The following is a 16892-nucleotide window of genomic DNA, read 5'->3' as shown; positions in this document are numbered from 1 at the left end:
ACGTCCTAGCTTTAGTGAACGGCATAGTGTGATGCCGCTCACTGACAGGACCGTTGCTGAACTATGGCTGAAGATCAAACTCCACCTGCTGACGAGCAGGACAAAAATAATAATGAGCGTAAGCGCCCGGGCAAAAAACCGTTAATTATCCTCGGCATTGTCGTGGTGGTGATGGTTGTCGTGGCGCTGGTCTGGTGGTTTTTAACCCGTAACGAAGAGACGACTGACGACGCCTTTACCGACGGCGACGTGGTGACGATTGCCCCGAAAACGGCGGGCTACGTTACCGAGCTTCGCGTGCGGGATAACCAGCGCGTGAAGAAAGGGGATGTGCTGGTGGTGATCGATCCGCGTGATACCACCGCGCAGCGCGATCAGGCTCAGGCCCAGCTTGGGCTGGCCATCGCGCAGCTCCATCAGGCTCAGGCGCAGCTGGCGCTCTCAAAAGTGCAGTATCCCGCCCAGCGTGACGAAGCCAAAGCGCAGGTACTGAAAGCGCAGGCCGATCTGGCGAACGCGCAGGCGGAGTACCGTCGCCAGCGCGGCGTCGACCCGCGGGCAACCACCCAGCAAAGCATTGATTCCGCGAACGCTCAGCTGCGCAGCGCCCAGGCGGGGCTGGCCAGCGCCCAGGCGCAGCTGGAAGTGGCAGAGCAGGTCCAGCTGCAAATCCGCCAGCAGGAAACCAACGTTGAAGCGCGCGAGCGTCAGGTCGATCAGGCGAAAGCGCAGCTGGAAACGGCCAATCTGAACCTCTCTTACACCGAAGTCCGCGCCCCGTTCGACGGGTTTGTCACCAAACGCAACGTGCAGCCCGGCACGCTGGTGCAGGCGGGTACGGCGCTGTTCTCCCTGGTTTCGCCGAACGTGTGGGTGGTGGCAAACTTCAAAGAGTCCCAGCTTGAGCGCATGAAGCCCGGCGATAAGGTCACCGTGTCCGTCGACGCGTGGCCGGATATGGCGCTTGAGGGCCACGTTGACAGCATCCAGCAGGGCAGCGGCTCGCGCTTCTCCGCCTTCCCGGCAGAAAATGCCACCGGTAACTTCGTCAAAATTGTGCAGCGCGTGCCGGTCAAAATCGTGATTGATAAGGGGCTCGATCCGAACAAACCGCTGCCGCTGGGGCTGTCGGTTGCGCCGAAGGTGACGGTGGAATGACGGATCACAGCCACGACAGCTGGAAGCCCGCCAGCAATCCGTGGGCGGTGGCGATTGTCGTCACCCTGGCGGTGTTTATGGAAATTCTGGACACCACTATCGTCAACGTGGCGCTACCCCACGTGGCGGGTTCGCTCTCGTCCAGCTATGACGAATCCACCTGGGTGTTAACCAGCTACCTGGTGGCGAACGGCATCGTGCTGCCCATCTCGGCGTTTCTGAGCCGCGTCTTCGGCCGCAAGCAGTTCTTCCTGATCTGCATCGTCATGTTCACCGTCTGCTCGTTCCTGTGCGGGATCGCCACCGAGCTGTGGCAGATCATCCTGTTCCGCGTGATGCAGGGCTTTTTTGGCGGCGGACTACAGCCCACGCAGCAGTCGGTACTGCTCGACTACTTCAAGCCGGAGGACAGGGGCAAAGCCTTTGGACTCTCGTCCATCGCGATTATCGTTGCACCGGTCCTCGGCCCGACGCTGGGAGGCTGGATCACCGACAATTACTCCTGGCGCTGGGTGTTCTTTATCAACATCCCGGTGGGAATTGTCACGGTGCTGGCGATCTACCAGCTGCTGGAAGATCCGCCGTGGGAGAGCAAGTCAAAAGAGAAGCTGACCATCGACTGGACGGGGATCGGCCTGATCGCCCTGGGGCTGGGCTGCCTGCAGGTGATGCTTGACCGGGGGGAAGATGAGGACTGGTTTTACTCGAACTTTATTCGTACCTTCGCGGTGTTAACGCTTATCGGCATTATCGGTGCCATTTACTGGCTGGTGTATGCCAGAAAACCGGTGGTGGATCTGCACTGCATGAAGGACCGCAACTTTGCCATCTCCAGCCTGCTGATGGCGGGGATGGCGATGATTTTGTACGGCAGTTCCGTGGTGATCCCGCAGCTGGCGCAGCAGGACCTGGGCTATACCGCCACCTGGTCCGGCCTGGTGCTGTCGCCCGGGGCGGTGCTGATTGTGCTGACTATACCGCTGGTGCTTAAGCTGATGCCGGTGGTGCAAACGCGCTGGATAATCGCCTTTGGCTTTACCTGCCTGGCGGTGTCGTTCTTCTGGTCGCGCACGCTGACCCCGGATATCGACTTCGAAACCCTGGTGTTGTTCCGCAGCGCCCAGTCGCTGGGGCTGGGGTTCCTGTTTGTGCCCCTGACCACCATTGCTTTCATCTCGATACCGAGGCGGCTCAACGCCGACGCGGCAGCGCTGTTTACCATGTTCCGCAACGTTGCGGGCTCGGTCGGGATCTCGCTGTCGACGGCGGCCATCACCGAACGATCCCAGGCGCACAGTGCGCATCTGGCGTATCACGCCTCGCCGTTTAACGAGCAGTTCCAGCAGGCGATACGCGAAAGCGCCCAGGCGATCCAGAACTTCACGACCCAGGTGGGAGACCCCACCGGTATCGCCACCGGACGCCTGTATCAGACCATGATCGAGCAGTCGCGCTTTTTGGCCTACATCGACGTCTTCACCATCCTGAGCGCCGTGGCCTTGTTACTGATCCCGTTTTGTTTGTTGCTCTCGCCGGTTAAGAGCGAGGGGAGTGCAGGAGCACATTGATGATACACAGACGTTTACACCCCCTGATGATAATGATGCTGCTGGCAGGCTGCGCCGTCGGACCGGACTATCAGCCGCCCGCGCCGCCTGCCGTTACGCACTGGAACGATAAGGGCGACAGCACGGTAAAATCGCAGACGACCTCCGCCGCGACCAACCCGCGCTGGTGGAAGACCTTCGGCTCGCCACAGCTCGACAGCCTGGTGGAACGCGCCATCGCCGGAAACCTGACGCTGCAGCAGACGGTGCTGCGCATCGCCGGCGCGCGCGAGCAGATTAACCAGGCGGGCGGGGCGTTTTATCCGTCGGTGAATGGCAATCTGCAGGCGACGCGCCAGCAGCTCGGGCTGGAAGGGGAACTGAAATCCCACGGCGTGTATGACCAGGTGGATAGCATCGATCCCGCTCTCAAGGGCGCGCTGGGACCGCTGACGCAGCCGATCAACCTCTACCAGGGCAGCTTCGACGCCCAGTGGGAAATCGACCTGTGGGGCAAGGTGCGCCGTCAGGTGGAAGCCGCCGAAGCGCAGCAGAAAGCGGCTATCGAGCAGCGTAACGACGCGCTGGTGTCGCTGGAGGCGGAAGTGGCGCGCGCGTGGCTCCAGCTGCGCGGGGCGCAGAGCGTTATCGCCACGCTGAACACCCAGATTAAAAGCGCGCAGCAGACGCTGGATCTGACCGAGAGCCGCCAGCGCGGCGGGCTGTCGCCGCAGATGGACGTGGAGAATGCGCGTGCACAGCTGGGTAACCTGGAGGCGCAGCTGCCGCAGTACCAGGCGCAGGCGCGTCAGGCGATGAATGGCCTGGCAATCCTCCTGGGTAAGCCGCCGGGGGCGCTCGATGCGGAATTACAAAGCGTGCAGCCGATGCCCGCGCTGCCGGATATCGTGCAGACCGGCATTCCGTCAACGCTGGCGCGCCGCCGTCCGGACGTGCGTGAAGCTGAGGCGAACCTTCATGCCGCCACGGCGCAAATCGGCGTCTCGGTGGCGGAGTTGTTCCCGAGCTTTGCCCTCTCCGGGCAGTTTGGCCTGCGCAACAGCGAAACCAACTGGCTGACCGACTGGAGCAGCCACTTCTACAGCTTTGGCCCGCAGGTCTCCATTCCCATCTTCCAGGGCGGTCGGCTGGTCTCCAGCGTGAAGGTGGCGCGCGCGCAGCAGGGGGCGGCGGTGCTGGACTATCGTCAGACGGTGCTCACCGCGCTTGGCGATGTCGAAAATGCGCTGGTGAGCTATCGCACCGACCAGCAGCGTGAAGCGGGTCTCGCAAAAACGATCGACGCCCTGCAAAACGCCTTTGACCTGGCGAGCGACAGCTATCGCCAGGGGATCGCCAGCTTCATTGACGTGCTGGACGCCCAGCGGCAGTTGGCCCAGGCCGAGCAGCAGCGCGCGCAGGCGCAGGTGCAAAGCGCACTCGATCTGGTGGCGCTCTACAAGGCGCTCGGCGGCGGCTGGGAGCCGTATCAGCAGGTGCAATTACCGGACTACAGCGTCTTTGGCGACGCCCCGCGCGGATAAATTTTCAGAGGATTGGGCAAGAAACGGACAGGAACGCCACATTCGCGATGGCTGAGGGGCGGGTATAACTATCGGGTACCCCTTAAACGACATGCGAGGATTATCTTATGCGTTATCAAAAACTGGGCAACACCGGTCTGTTCGTTTCTGAACTGTGCCTCGGCACCATGACCTTCGGCGGTGAAGGCGGCATGTGGGGCAAGATTGGTCAGCTCCAGCAAAGCGAAGCAGAACAGCTGGTGGGCCGCGCGCTGGATGCCGGGATCAACTTTATCGATACCGCGGACGTTTACTCGGAAGGGCGTTCGGAGGAGATCACCGGCCAGGCGCTGAAAAACCTGAAAATCCCCCGCGAGAACGTGGTCGTCGCGACCAAAGTGTTCGGCGAAACCGGAACGGCAGGGGTGAACTCGCGCGGCAGCTCGCGCTATCACATCATCAGCAGCGTGAAGGAGAGCCTGCGCCGCCTGCAGCTCGATCATATCGATCTTTATCAGCTGCACGGCTTCGACCCGGCCACGCCGATTGAAGAGACGCTGTATGCGCTGGATAACCTGGTGCAGCACGGCCACGTGCGCTATATCGGCGTCTCGAACTGGGCGGCGTGGCAGATTGCCAAAGCGCTGGGCATTTCCGAGCGTCTCGGGCTGGCGCGTTTCGCATCCCTCCAGGCGTATTACACCATCGCCGGACGCGATCTTGAGCGCGAGCTGGTGCCGATGATGCAGAGCGAAGGCGTCGGGCTGATGGTCTGGAGCCCGCTGGCAGGCGGCCTGCTGAGCGGAAAATATGGCCGCGACGGGCAGAGCGAAGCCGGTGGACGTCGTCTGGAGTTTGATTTCCCGCCGGTGAACAAAGATCGCGCCTTCGACTGCGTGGACGTGATGCGCACTATCGCCGAAAGCAAGGGCGTCTCCGTCGCGCAAATCGCGCTGGCGTGGCTGCTGCACCAGAAAGCGGTGACCAGCGTCATCATTGGCGCGAAACGCGTTGAGCAGCTGGACGACAATATCGCCGCGACCGGGATCCGATTAAGCGAAGACGAGCTTAAACAGCTGGATGCGGTCAGCGCGCTGCCGCGGGAATATCCTGGCTGGATGCTGGAGCGGCAGGGGGAATATCGCCGCAATCAGCTCGCACAGCAGTAACCTTTCTTGCCCCGGTAGTGCATCGCTTACCGGGGCTACGTTCGATCTTTTTCCCTATCCATCTCACAAAAAACGATCCTCCTCTTTGATCAACTTTTCATCTTCGCCTATATGACTAGTCATGAATTTTTAAATGACTAGTCATATAGGGAGGGAACATGAAGAATCAGCTGCCGGCCAACTTTTTATGGGGCAACTCGGTCTCCAGCATGCAGACGGAAGGGGCCTGGAACGAGGGCGGGAAGGGGATGTCGGTGTACGACATTCGTGAAGCCGGGGAGAACGTCTCCGACTGGAAAGTGGCGACCGACTCCTACCACCGCTACCGGGAAGATTTCGATCTGATGCAGGATCTGGGCATGAACTGCTACCGCTTCCAGATCTCCTGGAGCCGCGTCTGCCCGCAGGGCGACGGCCCGTTCAACGACGAAGGCATCGCCTTTTACGACCGCTTTATTGACGATCTGATCGCCCGCGGCATCGAGCCGATGATCTGCCTGTACCATTTCGACATGCCGCTCGCGCTGGCGCAGGAGTACAACGGCTTCAACGACCGCCGCGTGATGGACGCCTTTATCCGCTACGGCAAAAAGATGATCGACTGCTATGGCGACCGCGTAAAATACTGGCTTACCTTCAACGAGCAGAATATTTTCCATATGCCGGAAGCCTTCCGCATTTCCGGCTATATGAAAGGCGGGAAAACCCTGCGCGAGCTGTACCTGCTCCAGCACCATACGATGGTGGCGCACATGGCGCTGACCGAATACCTGCACCAGACGAAACCGGGCCAGCTGATGGGCGGCATGCTGGCGCACCAGCTGATCTACCCGGCCACCTGCAAACCGCGCGATATCTTCTGCGCCCAGCAGTATGACGAATTCCTCAACCAGAATTTGCTGCGCGTCTTTGCCGGGCAGGGCTACAGCCCGGCCGTGATGGCGGTGGTGGAGCAGGAGGGCTTTGGCGATATCTACTGCGCTGAGGACCTGGCCCTGTTCGCCCGTACAAAGAACGACTATATGGCTTTCAGCTACTACGCCAGCAAAACGCTGGACAGCGATGCGATCCCGGAAGGCACGCCGGTGAACTATTACCTGCTGCACGGCGAGAAAAATAACCCCTACCTGAGAGCCACCGAGTGGAACTGGCAGATCGACCCGCTCGGTTTTCGCACGATCATCACCCGCTACGCCAACGACTGGCGCCTGCCGGTGTTCCCGATTGAAAACGGCATCGGCGTGATTGAGTCCTGGGACGGGGTGAACCCGATTGAGGACACCTACCGCATCGACTACCACCGGGCGCATATCGAGGCCATGAAGGAAGCCATGTTCGAGGATGGCGCAGAGGTCATTGGCTATCTCGGCTGGGGGTTAATTGACATTCTCAGCTCGCAGGGGGACATGCGTAAGCGCTACGGCGTGGTCTACGTCAACCGCGAGAATCATGACCTGAAAGACCTGAAGCGCGTGCCGAAGAAGAGCTATGCGTGGTTAAAACAGGTTATCCATACCAACGGACGCGAGATGTAAGCCGTACGCTGCCGGGCCGTTTTTGTGACTGATTGATGGGAACACGCCGCTATGTCTGAAGCAAAAATAACACCGCACATGCAGTCTTTTGTCGACAAATTTGTTGAGTTCTCGGCGCGTCTGGCAAACCAGGTGCACCTGCGATCCCTGCGCGACGCCTTCGCCACGGTGATGCCGATTTTCATCCTCGCCGGTCTGGCGGTGCTGGTGAACAACGTGGTGTTTCCATGGATGTTTAAGGGCGATACGCTGGCGCATTTTCAGGTGTGGGGCGAGGCGATTATCAACGGCACGCTGAACATCGCCGCGCTGCTGCTGGCCCCGATGATTGCCTGGTCGCTGGCGCGCAACAAAGATTTCGACAATCCGGTCTCGGCAGTGGTTATCGCCGTCAGCAGTTTTATCATCATGATGCCGATGCACTTGCAGATTACGCCCGTCGGCAGCGACGCTGCGGTCAGCGTGACGCAGGTGCTGACGTTCGCCAATATCGGCTCCACCGGGATCTTCGCCGGCGTGCTGATTGGGCTGCTCTCAACGGAAGTCTTTATCGCTATTTCGCGGCTTAAGGCGCTGCACATTTCGCTGGGGGAAAATGTCCCCCCGGCGGTGAGCAAATCTTTTACCGCGCTGATCCCGACCATCCTCACGCTTTCGCTGTTTGCGGTGCTCGCGGCGATACTGGCAAACGTGCTGCATACGGATCTGATCCATCTTATTACGACCTTTATCCAGCAGCCGCTGCGGCTGATCAACACCAGCCTGCCGGGGACGATTTTCATCTACAGCTTCGGCAACTTCCTGTTCACGCTCGGCATTCATCAGTCAGTGGTCAACAGCGTGGTGCTGGAGCCGTTCCTGCTGATCAATACCAACGAGAACATGCTGGCCTTCGCCAACGGCCAGCCCATTCCGCACATCATCAACAACATCTTCGTGCCGACGTTTGGCATGGTGGGCGGCACGGGCAGTACAATCTCGCTGCTGATCGCCATCTTTATCTTCTCCCGACAACAGTCGGCGAAGCAGGTGGCGCGCCTGTCGCTGGCACCGGGCCTGTTTAACATCAACGAGCCGGTGATTTTTGGCCTGCCGATCGTGTTTAACCTGCCGCTGATGATCCCGTTTGTGCTGCTGCCCGCCATCGGCATTTATTTCGCCTGGCTCTGTACTACGCTGGGGCTAATGTCGCGCTGCGTGGTGATGATCCCGTGGACCACGCCGCCGATCCTCAGCGCCTGGCTGGCCACGGCGGGAGACTGGCGGGCGGTGGTGGTGCAGTTGGCAATCATCGTATTTGGTGTATTCTTCTACCTGCCTTTCCTCAAGATTGCCGAGAGAGTGGCGTTGAAAAACAGCGGGATAGAAACTAACTGAAAGGAAGGACGATGGCGGCGAAGTACATCACCATAGCGCGGGAAATCAAGAAACGCATTATCAGCCAGCAGTACGCCGCCCATGAACCGCTCCCGGACCAGTTCGCGCTGGCGGCGGAGTTCAGTACCAGCCGGATGACCATTCAGCAGGCGATGCGCCAGCTGATCGTCGAAGGGCTGGTCTATACCCGCCAGGGGCAGGGGACGTTCATCCGCAAAAATTTCCTCCAGCTTTCGCAGTGGGATCTCTCCGGCAGCGACTACTTTGGCGCGACCAAAACCTGGGCGCATCTGGGTACGGTTACGAGCCAGGTGGTGCATTTCGAACTGCGCTTCCCGAATGAAAAAGAGCAGGCGTCGCTGATGATTAACGCCGATGCGCCGATCTACGACTTCATTCGCCTGCGTTTACTGAACGGCGAACCGATGTCGCTGGATTCCACGGTGATGCCGATGAATCTGGTGCCGGGCCTGACGAAAAACCATCTTGAAGGTTCGGTGTTTCAGTACGTTCAGGAGACCCTGGGGCTGAAAATTATGGGATCGTACCGGGTGGTGCGGGCGCTTAAGCCCAGCGCGCTGGACAGAGAGCATCTGGTCTGTGAGGAAACCGATCCGGTACTGGAGGTGGAGCAGGTGATTTATCTGGAGGATGGCACGCCGCTGGAGTATGCCCACTGCCACTATCGCTACGACCACGGCGGGATTGTGATCGTGAATAACGGGTAATCAGTCTTTCAGGCGCACGACTCGAAATAGCTGTCTGTGTCTTTTATGTAAAGATCGTTCTGACACAGATGCTGTATTTGACCAGGCTTAAATGTAAAACGGATTTTTTGAAACCAGGAACGTTTTATTTTGCTGGTATTCTCGCGCGATAATCCATAGTCATGGATTATTTCATGAACAAAACGAATGCTTTGTGCAGAAACATAGACAGGTGTTTTGGTTAGCTGAATCAGTTTGCTGATCCAAATATCATCCGCGCGAGGACAAACCGTAATAAAATCTTCGTTAAAATGGAAATATTCCGGGATCATATTTTTCTTGAGCACAACGCCACCAAGGCCGGTGATGATATAGTTCTGCTCAACGACTTTTGGCACGGTGATAAGCGGGAAATTACGATAGGTATCAAGAAGTTCTTTCTTCTTCTTTACTGTTTCACGCACCCGCGCGGCAACCACATATTTTTGATTGTGGCGATAAAAATCATCCAGCAGTGTTTCTGCCCAAATTTCGTTATAGATTGCGTCATCATCGGCATAAATCAGAATATCGTCTTCGGTTGCTGCTTGCAACGCCGGAAACAATTTCCGATAAGGGCCGGTGTTCTTAACCCATTTAAAAACCAGGTTGGTGCCCGTCTGGCGAATTTTCTGCGCCCACTCCGGCTCCTCAGTGATACCTTCGTCACTGAGATAAGGTGTACTGGAGACCCACACAACAATTTGATCGACCTTCTTACTCTGGTTCGCCAGTGACCACACTGTTTGCGAACAGAGATAAAGGCGCGATTTTGTTGTTGTTAAGTTAATGCTAATCATCGAACTATGCGTGCTCCAGGAGATAAAAAGACCTTATAAAACCAGATAAAACTGATTTTATAAGTGGGCGCATCATAACACTTAGAGGATTAGATGTAACCCCGCCGGGTTAGCAGAAAATGGCAAGAAAGGCACTTACGGCAGTAATTGCTGTTCAGAAAGGGTCAGCGTGGTGGAGATTACAGTGCAATAAGACCCCGATAATACGGGGTCTTATAAGATACGTTATTGATTCAGCGTGATCAGTTCAGACGCACCGGCATACCGGAACGGTTCTGAACGGCCTGGTCAACAATCGCCGTTTCAACGTCTGGCTGAGACGTTACCGCCTGTACCGCGCTGTTCAGCGTAACAGGAACGACTTCGTTGTTGTTGATCTGGTCTTCGCTGGTGGACAGCGGGTTGTGCACTTCGATGTAGCGGCTGCCGTCTGGCTCAGACGTTGCTTTCACCGGTTCGTTGATGAACTGCACGCGCGTACCGACCGGCACGTTTTCGAACAGGAACTTGATGTCGTCGTTACGCAGGCGCACGCAGCCGTGGCTCACGCGCAGGCCGATACCGAAGTTAGCGTTGGTGCCGTGAATCGCATATAGACGGCCAATGTACAGGGCATACAGACCCATCGGGTTATCCGGGCCTGCCGGCACAACGGCTGGCAGCGGTTCGCCCGCAGCGATGTATTCCGCGTGCATTTTAGCCGTCGGCGTCCAGGTTGGGCCCGCTTTCTTACGTTCAACTTTGGTGGTCCAGTTCAGCGGGGTGTCTTTACCCAGCTGGCCGATACCGATTGGCAGCACGATCACGGTGTTGGTGCCTTTCGGGTAGTAATACAGACGCATTTCGGCGCTGTTAATTACGATACCTTCATGAACGGTATCCGGCAGGATCAGCTGCTGAGGGATATTCAGCACGGTACCCGCTTTCGGCAGGTACGGGTCAACGCCCGGGTTCGCTTCCAGCATGTTAGACAGACCCAGCTGGTACTGCGCCGCGAAATACTCCAGCGGCTGAGAGTTACCTTCAGGAACCGTCACCACCTGGTTTTGACCCACCAGACGGCTTCCGTCGGTCGGCAGGGGATACGTCACCGCAGACGCGGTCTTACAAAAACCTACTACGGCTAACGCCGCCGCAAAAAGCGCTGTTAATTTCATGTTCATGTTGTGCGAGGTATCTAAGCCATTCTGGCGATGAGTTGATAAGTCTGAATCTGTGATGGGAGCGCATTATATGTGCATTCCCGCTTACAGGGAATTCAGATGTGTACGAAATCACATTTTTTTCGATTTTGTTAAAGTTTAGTGGATTGCCGCAACACGGGATCTCAATTCGGAATTGTGGCATAATGCCGTGTTTATCACACTTTTCGCAGGAATCTCCCCGTGTTAGTTACCAGCAACGTCACTATGCAGTTTGGCAGTAAGCCGCTGTTCGAAAACATTTCCGTCAAATTTGGCGGCGGCAACCGTTACGGCCTGATTGGTGCCAACGGTAGCGGTAAATCCACCTTTATGAAGATCCTCGGCGGCGATCTGGAGCCGACCCTCGGCAACGTGTCGCTCGATCCGAACGAGCGCATCGGTAAGCTGCGTCAGGATCAGTTCGCCTTCGAAGAGTTCACCGTGCTCGACACCGTGATCATGGGGCACGCGGAGCTGTGGGAAGTGAAGCAGGAGCGCGATCGCATCTATGCGCTGGCCGAGATGAGCGAAGAAGACGGCTATAAAGTGGCCGAGCTGGAAACGCAGTACGGCGAGATGGACGGTTACTCTGCGGAAGCGCGCGCGGGCGAGCTGCTGCTGGGCGTGGGTATTCCGGTTGAACAGCATTACGGCCCGATGAGCGAAGTCGCGCCAGGCTGGAAGCTGCGTGTACTGCTGGCTCAGGCGCTGTTCTCTAACCCGGACATCCTGCTGCTCGACGAACCGACGAACAACCTGGACATCGACACCATCCGCTGGCTGGAGCAGACGCTTAACGATCGCGACAGCACCATGATCATCATTTCGCACGACCGTCACTTCCTGAACATGGTCTGTACGCACATGGCGGATCTGGACTATGGCGAGCTGCGCGTCTATCCGGGCAACTATGACGAGTACATGACGGCGGCCACCCAGGCGCGCGAGCGTCTGCTGGCGGACAACGCCAAGAAAAAAGCGCAGATTGCCGACCTGCAGTCTTTCGTCAGCCGCTTCAGCGCTAACGCCTCTAAATCGCGTCAGGCAACCTCGCGTGCGCGTCAGATTGATAAAATCAAGCTGGAAGAGGTTAAAGCCTCCAGCCGTCAGAACCCGTTCATCCGCTTCGAGCAGGACAAGAAGCTGTTCCGTAACGCGCTGGAAGTGGAAGCCCTTACCAAAGGCTTCGATGAAGGCCCGCTGTTTAAAAACTTCAACCTGCTGCTGGAAGTGGGCGAGAAGATTGCCATTCTGGGCGCCAACGGCGTGGGTAAATCTACCATGCTGAAAACCCTGGTCGGCGAACTGCAGCCGGACAACGGCACCGTGAAATGGTCCGAAAACGCGCAAATTGGTTACTACGCGCAGGACCATGAGTACGAGTTCGAAAATGACCTGACCGTCTTTGACTGGATGAGCCAGTGGAAGCAGGAAGGCGACGACGAGCAGGCGGTGCGCAGCATTCTGGGTCGTCTGCTGTTCAGCCAGGACGACATCAAAAAGCCCGCCAAAGTGCTCTCCGGTGGTGAAAAAGGCCGCATGCTGTTCGGCAAGCTGATGATGGAAAAACCAAATATCCTGGTGATGGACGAACCGACTAACCACCTGGATATGGAATCGATCGAATCCCTGAACATGGCGCTGGAGATGTATCAGGGTACCCTGATCTTCGTCTCTCACGACCGTGAGTTCGTCAGCTCGCTGGCGACCCGCGTGATCGAAATTACGCCAGAGCGCGTGGTGGACTTCACCGGAAACTACGAAGATTACCTGCGCAGTAAAGGTATCGAGAACTAAAAAAAAGCCGGGTGGCGGCTTCGCCTTACCCGGCCTACGTTCTATTCCCTCTCCACGTGGGAGAGGGTTAGGGTGAGGGCATCAGGCCGCACTACATCACCCACTCGCCCCCTTCAACCCCGTTCACCCGCAGCGTGCGTTTTTCCCCCGCCGGTAATGATACCTTCAGCGCCTTCCATGCCGGACGATAATCCCCACGCGCGTTCACCTTCAGGTTGATGGTTGCGCCGTCGCACACCATTTCCCATTCCACCCACAGTGCATTGCCGTTCTGGTAGCCCCAGCTTTCGCCGTCGTCTTCAAACAGCAGCCCGGAGGTGGTGCCTACGCCTTTCACCGGGAACAGCTTCAGCTCGCGGGTCGTATCTTTTTCGGCACTCACATGCGTGATGCGCTCGCTCAGCGGCAGACCGGCTCCGGCGCGGACCAGCAGCGGCAGTTTTTCCAGCGGCGCGTCGAGAACGATCGACTGACCGCCCGCATACCACGCGTGGGTGTAAAAATCATACCAGCCCGTTTCGTTATCCGGCAGCCAGACCCGGCGCTCGCGCTGCCCGGCTTCGACGACGCTGGCGACCAGCAGGTCGCGACCCAGCAGGAAGTCGTCGCACTCTTCGAAGGTCTGCGCATCGTGCTCGTGGTCGAGGAAGGTCGGGCGCAGCATCGGCTCGTCGTCTTCGTGCGCCTGCCAGAGCAGGGTATAGAGATACGGCAGCAGGCGGTAGCGCAGCTCAATTGCGCCGCGAATGGCAGGCGTGACGCCCGGATACATCCACGGCTCGTTTACCGTGTGGTCATCGTTCCACGAGTGAATGGTAAAGCGCGGGTGCATCACGCCGTTCTGCACCCAGCGCACGAACAGCTCGGCGTCCGGCTTATCGCCGGAGAAACCGCCCACGTCGTGCCCGACGTTGAACAGCCCGGACAGGCTCATGCCCAGCCCCATGCGGATGTTATAGCGCAGCGTGTCCCAGCTGGTGCGGTTGTCACCGCTCCAGGTCTGAACGTAGCGCTGCATCCCGGCGCAGCCGGAGCGGGAGATGAGATACGGGCGTTTTTCCGGCGCAAAGCGCTGCTGCGCTTCCAGCGAGGCGCGCATCATCAGCAGCGGCATGACCGGGCGAATATGCTTGATGGCGATCTCCTTGCCGAAGCCGTGACAGCGGGCTTCTCCGTCCCACACTTCATACTCGTTGTTGTCGTTCCAGGTGGAGTCGATGCCCATCTCCAGCAGCTGCGTGGTGACGCCGTTCTGCCACCACTGCACCGTCTGCGGGTTGGTAAAGTCGAGGTGCGAACCTTCGTCATCCCAGAAGCTGGAGCGTTCGGGTGCATCGGTTTCTGAATCGCGAATGAACAGGCCGCTCTCCGCCACTTCGCTGTAGCGCGGATGATCCTGCAGCAGGCACGGCTTGATGTTTGCGGCCAGCTTCAATCCCGCGTCGTGGAACGCCTGGCTCATCACCTTCGGCTGCGGCACCTTGTCATAGTTCCAGTTGAAGACGTAGCGCTTGCCGTTGATGGAGGTATAGCCGGACGAGAGCTGGAACGAGTCGCACGGAATGGCGTGCTCTTCGCACAGGCGGATGAAGTTCATCAGTTGATTCTGCGCGTCCGGCGCGTCGGTGTAGTGCATGGTCGAGCCGCTGTAGCCCAGGCTCCATTTCGGTCCGAACAGCGTCTTACCTGTGAGGCGCACGAAGGCTTTGGTGACGTCCAGCACGCGCCTGCCGGTAAAGATGTAGTAGTCGATATCGCCCGCTTCCGCCTGCCAGCGGCGATAGGCGGTGTGGTAGTTGTCGATTTCGTTACCCAGATCCAGCCAGCAGCTGCTCAGGTTGTCGTAGAACAGGCCGTAGCTCACGTCGTCGCGGCGGGCGATAGTGAACGGGATGTGCTTGTAGAGCGGGTCGGTGCTGGCGGCGTTGTAGCCCATGGCGTCGAGGTTGCGCATCTCGTAGCGTTTACCGTTGCGCTGCAGATCGCCCGCTTTCTCACCCAGGCCGTAGAAACGCTCGTCCTTGCGGCGGCTCAGGTAGTGCGCCACGCCGTCGCCGTGGGCGTTCAGCAGGTAGGCGCTGGTGGGGCGGTCGTTGACCAGCGGCTGCCACTCGCCCGCCTCATTGCGGTAGTGCCACTCCAGCCACAGCGGCTGGTGCACGGTGACGCGCAGCTGTTCGGTTGCCACGGTTAACGTCTCGTCCTGCTGCGTCAGCGTCCAGGCCGGGCAAGTGAAGCCGCTGACATCGTCACGACGGCGACCTTCCCACGGCACGTCTTGTTCCGGGGCGATGCTCCAGGTGCGGTCCAGCGCCAGCTCGCCTTTGCGTTTGATCAGCACGCGGAACAGATTCTCTTCCAGCACATACAGGCACAGGCGGTGCTGGTTATCGACCAGCAGTTCCAGATGGTTTGCCGACTGCGTATCAACGGTCCAGTTTTTCAGGGTTTTCATATGCAATACATCCACTATCAGGCGCGATTGGCGCGACGTTCAGCAATAAATGCTACCAGGAAGAGAGCGCCAATCAGGTCAAAGAAGCCCATGGCGATAAAGAGCGGGTTAAAGCCGATTTTGTCGGCGGTCACACCGATTAACAGCGAGAACAGGAAGCTGGCGATCCACGCCGCCGAGCCGCGCATGCCGTTGACGGTCGCCATCTGGCCTTTGTCGAACGACTCCACGACCAGGGCGCTCAGCATGCAGGAGATGATCTGGTGCCCGAAGCCGCCGATGGAGATCAGTACGATGGTGATGTACGGGTCGCGGGTAATGGCCACGATGGCCAGCGAGATCATCAGGAACGCGCCCGTCACGGAGCTGGCGACGACCGAGTTCACGCGGGAGCAGCCGAACAGGCGGGTGTACAGACGCGTCAGGTAGCCGCTCGCCACGCTGCCGAGGTCGGCGGCGAGGAACGGCAGCCAGGCAAACATCGCAATCTGCTTCAGGTCCATGCCGTGTTCTTTGGCAAGGTACAGCGGCACCCAGAAGCTCAGCACCGCCCAGGCCGGTTCCGCCATAAAGGCCGGGATGGCGATACCGTAGAAGCGTTTGTTCTTCGAGACGGTTTTCAGCGCGGTCAGGAAGGGCAGTTTGACGGCAGGCGGTTCGTTATCCTGCTTGATAAACGCCAGCTCGTCCTTGCTCAGGTTCGGATGCTGTTCCGGGTTGTGGTAGAACGCCCACCAGAGGATCACCCACAGCAGCGCCAGCACGCCGGTAAACATGAACGCACCCTGCCAGCCGAGCGATGCGTGCGCAAAGTAAATGATAGGCGGGGCCAGCATCGCGCCGATGGAGAAGCCCACGCCCGCCCAGCCGGCGGCAACGGGACGCTCTGATTTCGGGAACCATTCGCCGATGGTTTTGGCGTTCGCCGGGGTAGCGGCGGCCTCTGACGCCCCCATAAAGAAGCGCAGTATGGCCAGGTGCAGCCAGCTTCCGGCGCCCGCGTGGAAAATACACATCAGCGCCCAGATCCCGGCGCAGACCATAAAGCCAATCTTCAGGCCAATGACGTCAATCAACCAGCCGCACAGGGGCTGGAAAATGGTATAGGCGATCTGGAACGCGCCGACGATCCAGGAGTATTGCTCGGTGGTGATCCCGAGGCTCTCTTTCAGTTCCGGGGCGAGGATCCCGAGGGAGTTTCGGGTGATGTAGTTAACGGTGACGCCAAGTAAGAACAGCACCAGCACGTACCAGCGCAGGTTCTTGATGACGCGACGGGTTTTGCTTGTCGCAACGGTGTTATTGATGTCCTGACTCATTTTACTCTCCACAAGACGGACGGTAAGGGGACGGAGGTTCAGGTGTCACACAGATTTTTATACCTTTGATTTCTATCCGTTTAATACGCTTAAGTTGGCATACAACTAGTATGGAAGTTGTGTGACAAGTTCACCTTAAGGAAGAAAATGAGTGGGCAAAAGTGGATTTTGTGCAAAATTTCTCATAACCGACGTAAACCCTCTGGCATGATGGTCTTTATGTCAGTTATTTCCTGACAAACACGCTATGAAAATTTTTTCATTTCGCAAATGGAGCCAGAT

The 16892-nt window shown here is 58.2% G+C and carries 12 protein-coding genes; 8 read left to right on the top strand and 4 right to left on the bottom strand.

What is annotated here, in order from left to right:
• The first annotated feature begins 63 nt into the window (after window positions 1-63).
• The 7 genes from CWR52_RS05350 to CWR52_RS05320 all read left to right on the top strand — a co-directional run bounded on the left by CWR52_RS05350 (window position 64) and on the right by CWR52_RS05320 (window position 9037).
• Complete coding sequence (locus CWR52_RS05350) at window positions 64-1158, top strand: HlyD family secretion protein (protein ID WP_104949055.1); 1095 nt, start codon at window positions 64-66, stop codon at window positions 1156-1158.
• A complete protein-coding gene (locus CWR52_RS05345; protein ID WP_048027030.1) occupies window positions 1155-2726 on the top strand; it encodes a DHA2 family efflux MFS transporter permease subunit in 1572 nt (523 codons plus the stop codon). The genes CWR52_RS05350 and CWR52_RS05345 overlap by 4 nt, the downstream gene beginning before the upstream one ends.
• Window positions 2726-4249: an efflux transporter outer membrane subunit gene (locus tag CWR52_RS05340; protein ID WP_104949054.1), complete on the top strand. Its 1524-nt coding sequence runs from the start codon at window positions 2726-2728 to the stop codon at window positions 4247-4249. Before CWR52_RS05345 ends, CWR52_RS05340 begins: the two co-directional genes overlap by 1 nt.
• A 107-nt stretch (window positions 4250-4356) precedes the next feature.
• Window positions 4357-5397: an aldo/keto reductase gene (locus CWR52_RS05335; protein WP_054830172.1), complete on the top strand. Its 1041-nt coding sequence runs from the start codon at window positions 4357-4359 to the stop codon at window positions 5395-5397.
• Between the two features lie 158 nt (window positions 5398-5555).
• Window positions 5556-6932: a glycoside hydrolase family 1 protein gene (locus tag CWR52_RS05330; RefSeq protein ID WP_104949053.1), complete on the top strand. Its 1377-nt coding sequence runs from the start codon at window positions 5556-5558 to the stop codon at window positions 6930-6932.
• Between the two features lie 51 nt (window positions 6933-6983).
• Window positions 6984-8309, top strand: coding sequence for a PTS sugar transporter subunit IIC (locus CWR52_RS05325; protein ID WP_104949052.1), 1326 nt, complete (start codon window positions 6984-6986; stop codon window positions 8307-8309).
• An 11-nt stretch (window positions 8310-8320) separates the two neighbouring features.
• Entirely contained in the window at window positions 8321-9037 is a 717-nt protein-coding gene (locus tag CWR52_RS05320) for a GntR family transcriptional regulator (RefSeq protein WP_045909415.1), read from the top strand.
• Window positions 9038-9045: 8 nt separating this feature from the next.
• Here CWR52_RS05320 and CWR52_RS05315 read toward each other — a convergent pair whose 3' ends face one another.
• Together CWR52_RS05315 and ldtB are read right to left on the bottom strand one after the other, a co-directional pair.
• On the bottom strand, window positions 9046-9855 hold the full coding sequence (locus CWR52_RS05315) for a glycosyltransferase (RefSeq protein WP_024908699.1): 810 nt from the start codon (window positions 9853-9855) through the stop codon (window positions 9046-9048).
• Between the two features lie 242 nt (window positions 9856-10097).
• On the bottom strand, window positions 10098-11018 hold the full coding sequence (gene ldtB / locus CWR52_RS05310) for a L,D-transpeptidase (RefSeq protein WP_032649383.1): 921 nt from the start codon (window positions 11016-11018) through the stop codon (window positions 10098-10100).
• Between the two features lie 222 nt (window positions 11019-11240).
• Here ldtB and CWR52_RS05305 point away from each other — a divergent pair, with 222 nt between their 5' ends.
• Complete coding sequence (locus CWR52_RS05305; protein ID WP_028021392.1) at window positions 11241-12836, top strand: ABC-F family ATPase; 1596 nt, start codon at window positions 11241-11243, stop codon at window positions 12834-12836.
• 91 nt (window positions 12837-12927) lie between these two features.
• Here the strand turns inward: CWR52_RS05305 and CWR52_RS05300 are convergent, their stop codons facing one another.
• Both CWR52_RS05300 and CWR52_RS05295 read right to left on the bottom strand, forming a co-directional pair.
• The gene (locus tag CWR52_RS05300) at window positions 12928-15291 is read right to left on the bottom strand and encodes a TIM-barrel domain-containing protein (protein ID WP_129546950.1); all 2364 of its coding nucleotides are present in this window, start codon (window positions 15289-15291) and stop codon (window positions 12928-12930) included.
• A 17-nt stretch (window positions 15292-15308) separates the two neighbouring features.
• Entirely contained in the window at window positions 15309-16610 is a 1302-nt protein-coding gene (locus tag CWR52_RS05295; protein WP_104949050.1) for an MFS transporter, read from the bottom strand.
• Window positions 16611-16892: the final 282 nt, after the last annotated feature.

Source organism: Enterobacter sp. SGAir0187, assembly GCF_002952735.2.
GTDB lineage: Bacteria > Pseudomonadota > Gammaproteobacteria > Enterobacterales > Enterobacteriaceae > Enterobacter > Enterobacter quasiroggenkampii.
Note: the sequence above shows the minus strand (reverse complement) of the source record. Positions and strands in the feature narration are given on the sequence as shown.

Bases quoted from the DNA above. Each gene is read 5' to 3' on its own strand.
- CWR52_RS05350 (WP_104949055.1), top strand. From the start codon at position 64: ATGGCTGAAGATCAAACTCCACCTGCTGACGAGCAGGACAAAAATAAT.
- CWR52_RS05345 (WP_048027030.1), top strand. From the start codon at position 1,155: ATGACGGATCACAGCCACGACAGCTGGAAGCCCGCCAGCAATCCGTGG.
- CWR52_RS05340 (WP_104949054.1), top strand. From the start codon at position 2,726: ATGATACACAGACGTTTACACCCCCTGATGATAATGATGCTGCTGGCA.
- CWR52_RS05335 (WP_054830172.1), top strand. From the start codon at position 4,357: ATGCGTTATCAAAAACTGGGCAACACCGGTCTGTTCGTTTCTGAACTG.
- CWR52_RS05330 (WP_104949053.1), top strand. From the start codon at position 5,556: ATGAAGAATCAGCTGCCGGCCAACTTTTTATGGGGCAACTCGGTCTCC.
- CWR52_RS05325 (WP_104949052.1), top strand. From the start codon at position 6,984: ATGTCTGAAGCAAAAATAACACCGCACATGCAGTCTTTTGTCGACAAA.
- CWR52_RS05320 (WP_045909415.1), top strand. From the start codon at position 8,321: ATGGCGGCGAAGTACATCACCATAGCGCGGGAAATCAAGAAACGCATT.
- CWR52_RS05315 (WP_024908699.1), bottom strand. From the start codon at position 9,855: ATGATTAGCATTAACTTAACAACAACAAAATCGCGCCTTTATCTCTGT.
- ldtB (WP_032649383.1), bottom strand. From the start codon at position 11,018: ATGAACATGAAATTAACAGCGCTTTTTGCGGCGGCGTTAGCCGTAGTA.
- CWR52_RS05300 (WP_129546950.1), bottom strand. From the start codon at position 15,291: ATGAAAACCCTGAAAAACTGGACCGTTGATACGCAGTCGGCAAACCAT.
- CWR52_RS05295 (WP_104949050.1), bottom strand. From the start codon at position 16,610: ATGAGTCAGGACATCAATAACACCGTTGCGACAAGCAAAACCCGTCGC.